At 65.3% G+C, this 4,013-nt stretch carries 6 protein-coding genes; 4 read left to right on the forward strand and 2 right to left on the reverse strand.

Annotated features, from left to right (window positions below):
- Nucleotides 1–531 (forward strand): carbonic anhydrase (locus tag ACI944_RS12600; protein WP_411719389.1); only part of this gene is annotated, 531 nt, incomplete at its 5' end.
- 219 nt (nucleotides 532–750) lie between these two features.
- Here the strand turns inward: ACI944_RS12600 and ACI944_RS12605 are convergent.
- Nucleotides 751–945 carry a cold-shock protein gene (locus tag ACI944_RS12605; protein ID WP_015408520.1) on the reverse strand — a complete coding sequence of 65 codons (195 nt, stop codon included), beginning with the start codon at nucleotides 943–945 and terminating at the stop codon, nucleotides 751–753.
- Nucleotides 946–1,127: 182 nt separating this feature from the next.
- Here ACI944_RS12605 and ACI944_RS12610 point away from each other — a divergent pair, with 182 nt between their 5' ends.
- A complete protein-coding gene (locus tag ACI944_RS12610; protein WP_411719390.1) occupies nucleotides 1,128–1,637 on the forward strand; it encodes a hypothetical protein in 510 nt (169 codons plus the stop codon).
- A gap of 38 nt (nucleotides 1,638–1,675) precedes the next feature.
- On the forward strand, nucleotides 1,676–1,990 hold the full coding sequence (locus tag ACI944_RS12615) for a cupin domain-containing protein (RefSeq protein WP_411719391.1): 315 nt from the start codon (nucleotides 1,676–1,678) through the stop codon (nucleotides 1,988–1,990).
- 26 nt (nucleotides 1,991–2,016) lie between these two features.
- Here the strand turns inward: ACI944_RS12615 and ACI944_RS12620 are convergent, their stop codons facing one another.
- Nucleotides 2,017–2,658 (reverse strand): molybdenum cofactor biosynthesis protein B, encoded by a 642-nt coding sequence (locus ACI944_RS12620; RefSeq protein WP_411719392.1) that lies wholly within the window; start codon nucleotides 2,656–2,658, stop codon nucleotides 2,017–2,019.
- A 106-nt stretch (nucleotides 2,659–2,764) separates the two neighbouring features.
- Between ACI944_RS12620 and ACI944_RS12625 the strand changes: the two genes are divergently transcribed.
- On the forward strand, nucleotides 2,765–3,820 hold the full coding sequence (locus tag ACI944_RS12625; protein WP_411719393.1) for a zinc-binding dehydrogenase: 1,056 nt from the start codon (nucleotides 2,765–2,767) through the stop codon (nucleotides 3,818–3,820).
- Nucleotides 3,821–4,013: the final 193 nt, after the last annotated feature.

Here is a 4,013-nt window from a genome sequence, read left to right on the forward strand (position 1 = left end):
GTCGACGAACCGGGGTGGCTTTTCACCGCCGGCAACCTTGGAAACCAGGTCCGCGACTGCGACGCCCGCGCCGTCAGCGGGGACATTCTCTACCCCATCCGGTTCGCCAACACGGATGTCGCCGCCGTCGTCGGTCACACGGGATGTGGGGCCATCACCGCGGCGTTCGAGCGAGCCCGATCGGACGACCCCGAGACGCTGCCGGCCGGGATCGAAACGCGCGTTGAGTCGCTGTTGCCAGTCATCGAGTCGGGGCTGGCCGACGACCGAGTCGATCCGGCGGGCGACGCCGGGCTCGTCGATCAACTGGTTGAGTACAACGTCGACCGTCAAGTCGAGTTTCTTCGATCCGACAGCTCGGTCCCCGACTCAACGACCGTGCTCGGCTTCGTGTACGACTTCCAAGCCGTCTACGGCGACTCACGCGGGCGGTGTTACCTTGTCAACCGTGGCGGCGAAACGGCCATTAAATCGCTCCGCGATTGCGTCCCGGAGCGTTTCGAGGAACACGTCCAGCGGCTGCTGGCGTGAGTGTCGGGCGTCAGCCGTTCCGGCGTGAGTGCAGCCGTTCCGGCGAGGGTTTATACGTTCTCTCGGACGACTCGTACGCCGTTTATATATCATTTATACCGGTCCGATCGGGCGCTGTCGCTTCAGGGTCGGATCACGTGCTTTCTCGTCCGGAGAGCGACAACGCTGTCGCTCCAGACGAAAAATAAATTGCTCGAAAGCGATGCGTGGGGTCGGCGTTTACAGGCGCGTCAGGTTCGTCGCGCGGGGGCCTTTGTCGGCCTCCTCGATGTCGAACTCGACTTCCTGTCCTTCTTCGAGGTCCGGGCCGCCGACATCCTCCATGTGGAAGAAGACGTCCTCGTCCGCGTCCTCAGTGTCAATAAAGCCGTAACCGCCAGTGTCGTTGAAGAAATCAACCGTTCCGGTTGCCATCAACTGTCTGAAGTACAGCCGTGTATATAAGGCTTGTGGGCTGGGGCTTCCGTGTGGGTATGCAGTCGAGTCAAGAGGCCGTCCGGGAGATCGAACGGCGATCTCGGGTCGGACGGCACTCCCGGGTCAGGCGGCCATACCGAGTGAGTACAGCTATTATCACCCCGGTCAAGACGCCTCGTATGTTCCGACGCGCTCGGGAGACTGGTCCCGCGTTATTGATTCCCTCAGCGTGGGGGCTCGTAGCCGCCGCCCACCTCGGCGTCGTCACGACGCACCCGGTGTTCGTGATGCACGCAGTCATGAGTGTGTTGCTCGTCGCGTTCGCGGCCGCCTCCTGGGGGGAGATGGCGTCGGGGGTGCTTCGGGCTTGGCGCGCCGTCATCGTCGCCGGGACGCCGTTCGCCGTCGCCGGCCTCGCGGGCTTTGTCCTCTCGGATTCCCCCGCGGCACTGTTCGCGCTTGCGCTCGGCGGGTGGATGCTACTTCCGGCGGCAGGGTTCGGCTACACCGCCCGCGAACTTCCGGCGGGGGCGTGGGTCTACACGGCCAGTGCTGCCGGCTGTCTGGTCGGCGCGGGGCTGTACGCCTACGGCGCAGCCATGGGGGTGAGTTCGGCGCGGATGGCCGGGCTCGCCGTCGTTGGGGTTGCACAGACCGCGGGGATCGTCGACGCCGTCGTCCGGTTCTAGCGCTCAAAGGTTAACTGGCTGGCCGACGAGTTGTCGGTATGACGCTGAACCAACTCCCCGACGTCGACCCGGCGGACGGGACCGTCGAAACGGCCGAACTCGTCGTTGAGGACGACGTGCTCGTAAAGCTGTTCGCGCTCGGTTCCGGCGGCGCGTTCGATCCCCACGTCCACGACGACTGCGAGAACGTCTTTCACCTGCTGGAGGGCGAGATCACGGTCACACAGGGCGACACGACGGAAACGGTCGAGGCACCCGCTGTCGTTCACAACCCCCGCGGCGTCGAACATGGCGCGGAGAACGACGGCGACGGGCGCGCGCTCCTGACTGCGAGTCTCTGTCCGTTACCGTAACCGGGTAACGAAAGGCACCTACCCGGTCAGCGTGAGTCGGTCGTGGCCCCCTCTCCGTCCTCGGGATCATCGCGTCGCGCAAGCCCGGCCAGGTGCGGCGCTTCCTCGACGATGATGGACCCGGTTCCGAGTCGAACCGCGTTCTCGCTGCCCGGCAGGCAAAACACCGGCGCGCCGTCGGCGACCCCCGCGGTCGCGCGCGTCCCGACGACCTTCGTTCCGATCTCCTCGCGAGAGAGGCTCCGGAACAGTTCGCCGAATCCGGGGAGCTGCTTGTCGAAGAGCGGCTCGACCGCCTCAATGGTCACGTCGTCGGGGGTGACGCCGGTGCCGCCGGTGGTGACGACGGAGTCCGTGTCCCGTCGCTTGACGAGCCTGTCGACCGTGTCCTGAACGGTGTCGAACTCGTCGTTGACGACTTCCCGGGTCGACACCGCGTGACCGGCCTCGTCGACGAGTTCGGCGATCGCATCCCCCGAGGTGTCCGCGTCGACGCCGCGGCTCGAGGAGACGGTCACGATCCCGAATCCGAGTTCCTCGATGTCGTGACGGTGGTGGTCGTGGCCATGGTCGTGCCCGTGGTCGTCCTCGCGGTTGCGATTGTCCTCATGCTCGTGGTCGTGCCCGTGGTCGTCCGCCCCGCCGTCCGTAGCTTCCGGTCTGTCCATACGGACACAACAGCAATGGAACGCAAAAAAGACTGGTTCGCGTCGGCGCGGAACCGGTCTCACGAACTCCGCTAATGTTTTGCACCCTCGGGACGCAACTCCGACTATGAAGGCGATTTACTACGAAGAGCACGGATCGGCCGACGTCCTCGAATACGGTGATTTTTCCGACCCGGAGATCGGCCCCGAGGAGGTTCTTGTCGAGATCGAGGCCGGCGGGCTGAACCATCTCGACGTCTGGACCCGCAAGGGGATGCCGAGCCCCGAAGAGATGCCGCACATTCCGGGCAGCGACGGCGCGGGCGTCGTCAGCGGGGTCGGCGAACGCGTCACCCGATTCGAGGAGGGCGATCGTGTTCTCGTCGATCCCGGCCTCTACTGCGGCGAGTGTGAGTTCTGCCGGAAGGGCGAACAGTCGATGTGTGTGGACTACAAGATGATCGGCGAACACGTCCGCGGCGTCCACAGCGAGTTTGCCGCCGTCCCCGAGCAGAACCTTCTCGAACTCCCCGAGGGGATCGACTTCACGACGGCCGCCTCTGCCCCGCTCGTCTTCCAGACCGCCTGGCGAATGCTGATGACGCGCGTCGGGATCGACCAGTCGGACAGCGTCTTGGTGTTGGGCGCCTCCGGCGGCGTCGGCCACGCCTGCGTCCAGATCGCGGTCAACGAGGGCTGTGAGGTGTTCGCAACGGCTTCCTCGGAGGCGAAACTCGACCTCGCCCGCGAGTGCGGCGCCGATCACCTCATCAACTACGAGGAGAGAGACTTCGACAAGGCGGTCAAGGACCTGACCGACGGCCGCGGCGTCGATGTCGTTGTCGACCACGTCGGCGAGGCGACGTGGGACAACTCTCTTAGCGCGGCCGCCAGCGGCGGCAGCGTCGTCACCTGCGGGGCGACATCGGGTGTCTCCCCCGAGACGAATATCCCCAAGGTGTTCTGGAAACAACTCGACATCCTCGGCTCGACGATGGGAACCCCCGGCGAGATGGACGAGGTGATGGCGAAGGTGTTCGACGGCACGTTCGAGCCTCACATCCGTGAGGTGCTGCCGATGAGTGAGGTCAAGCGCGCTCACGAGATGCTCGAATCCCGCGAAGGGTTCGGCTCCGTCGTGGTCGTTCCGGACGAAAAGTACGATCCCGACGACTACGAGTGATGCGAACCGGGCGGCGCGACCGCGACCGGTGGAGCAGGGCCAATGAGGGGTGACCACGGCTCCGCTCCGGAGCGATCGGGGCGCGGCGACGACGGAGCAGAACCCACGGCCGACGGAAGCCAAGCGCCTGACGGTTCGGACGCCGATCAGATGGTGATCCATCCGGACGAGCTTGATCGGTCCTTCGATTGGC

The sequence above is a fragment of the Natronomonas sp. genome (assembly GCF_046710025.1).
GTDB lineage: Archaea > Halobacteriota > Halobacteria > Halobacteriales > Haloarculaceae > Natronomonas.